2 protein-coding genes are annotated in these 1,667 nt (G+C 73.5%); one reads left to right on the top strand and one right to left on the bottom strand.

All coding sequences use genetic code 11. From position 1 onward, the window contains the following. Nucleotides 1-549, bottom strand: a 549-nt coding sequence (locus AOK22_RS38585; RefSeq protein ID WP_208606514.1) for an AfsR/SARP family transcriptional regulator, incomplete at its 3' end; no start/stop codon positions are given. Nucleotides 550-698: 149 nt separating this feature from the next. Between AOK22_RS38585 and AOK22_RS38580 the strand changes: the two genes are divergently transcribed. Beyond that, complete coding sequence (locus AOK22_RS38580; protein ID WP_055703285.1) at nucleotides 699-1,538, top strand: class I SAM-dependent methyltransferase; 840 nt, start codon at nucleotides 699-701, stop codon at nucleotides 1,536-1,538. Nucleotides 1,539-1,667 lie beyond the last annotated feature (129 nt).

Below are 1,667 nucleotides of genomic sequence, written 5' to 3'. Positions count from 1 at the left end.
GCGCAGCACGGCGGCGGCCCGCGCGTGCTCGCCCATCAGTGAGAAGGAAGCGGCCAGCGACTCCACCGAGGCGAGGCGCAGCTCCTCCAGCGCCTGCGCGGCGGCCTGCAGCGGCTGGCTCGGATGCGCCCCGGTCAGCGCCGGCCCCTGCCACAGCGACAGCGCCTCCTGGTACATCGCCACGGCATCGGCGGGCGCCCGCTGGCCGCGGGCCAGCGTCACCAGCTCCTCGAAGCGGTGGGCGTCCAGGAGCGACTCCGGCATCCGCAGGACGTACGCCGTGCCCTGGGTGAGCAGCTCGACGCCGAACACCTCGGCGTCCGCGCCCGTCAGGAGCACCCGCAGACGCGACACATGGCCCTGGATGACCCCGCGGGCCCGCGCCGGCGGCTCGTGGTCCCACAGGGCGGCCGTCAACTGGTCGACCGGCACCGGATGGTTGGGCCTGAGCAGCAGCGCGGCGAGCAGGCTGCGCCGCTTGGCGGGACCGAGCGGCAGCACGCCGACCTCAGTGGCGACGGACACCGCTCCGAGCAGCCGGAACTCCACGGATGTAACTCCTCTGCGGGAAAAGATCCAGATTACCGGAAGGCGCACGGCCGCTTCGCGCCGCGGCTCGGTGGCCGCGCGTGGGACGGTGGCGTCATGGAGCCGACGGCTCCGGAGGCCGAGGACGCAGGTGAAGGCGGTGGGCGGGCGTGGTGGCCGGCTGGGAGTGGGACGAGACGCTGTTCGAGGGCACGGCCGCCCACTACCGGCGCGGGAGGCTGCCGTACGCCCCGGGGCTCGCGGACGCGCTCGCGGGGATCCTGGACCTCGACGGGCGGGGACGTCTCCTCGACGTGGGCTGCGGACCCGGGACGCTCGCCCTGGATCTTGCCCACCTGTTCGACGAGATCGTGGGCGTGGACCCGGACCCCGGCATGCTCGACGAAGCACGGCGCGAGGCCGCCGAGCTGGGGGTGAGCGACAAGGCGCGCTGGGTACGTGGCCGCGCGGAGGATCTGCCCGCGGGCCTCGGCACGTTCGGCGTCGCGACCTTCGCCCAGTCCTTCCACTGGATGGACCGCGATCTCGTGGCGGCGACCGTCAGGGACATGCTGACGCCCGGCGGAGCGCTGCTGCACATCTCGGACCTGAAGACGGAGGAGCGGTCCGCCGAAGGCCTCCCGCACCCGGTGGCGCCCTACCCCGCGACGGAGGAACTGGTCCGGCGGTACCTGGGACCGGTCCGCCGCGCCGGACGCGGAACGCTGCCGCAGGGCACCCCCGGCGGCGAGGCCGCGGTGTTCGCCGCCGCGGGGTTCACCGGCCCGGAGCGCCATGTCGTCCCCGGCGGGCAGGTACTGGAGCGCACGGCGGACGACATCGTCTCGGGGGTGTTCTCGATGTCGTTCTCTGCACCGCGCCTGTTCGGCGAGCGCCGCACCGACTTCGAGACGGACCTGCGCCGACTGCTGCGGGCGGCCTCCCCGACGGACACCTTCGCCGAACGCCGCCCGAGCACGGAGATCTTCGTCTGGCGGACGGCCGCCTGAGAACGCGGACGGTCAGCTCCGGCCCGGCACCAGGTTCCTGAGAATGGGCGGCTCTTGGTCTACACCAACCACCCGCGCCCCACTATCCTCGTGCATGGCCAGTAGCACACCATCCCCCCACCCAGGTTG

Origin of the sequence: Streptomyces silaceus (genome assembly GCF_001419745.1) — a bacterium.
In the GTDB taxonomy this organism is placed as follows: Bacteria; Actinomycetota; Actinomycetes; order Streptomycetales; family Streptomycetaceae; genus Streptomyces; species Streptomyces silaceus.
The sequence above is the reverse complement of the archived record's forward strand: the minus strand, read 5'-3'. Positions and strand labels throughout refer to the sequence as shown.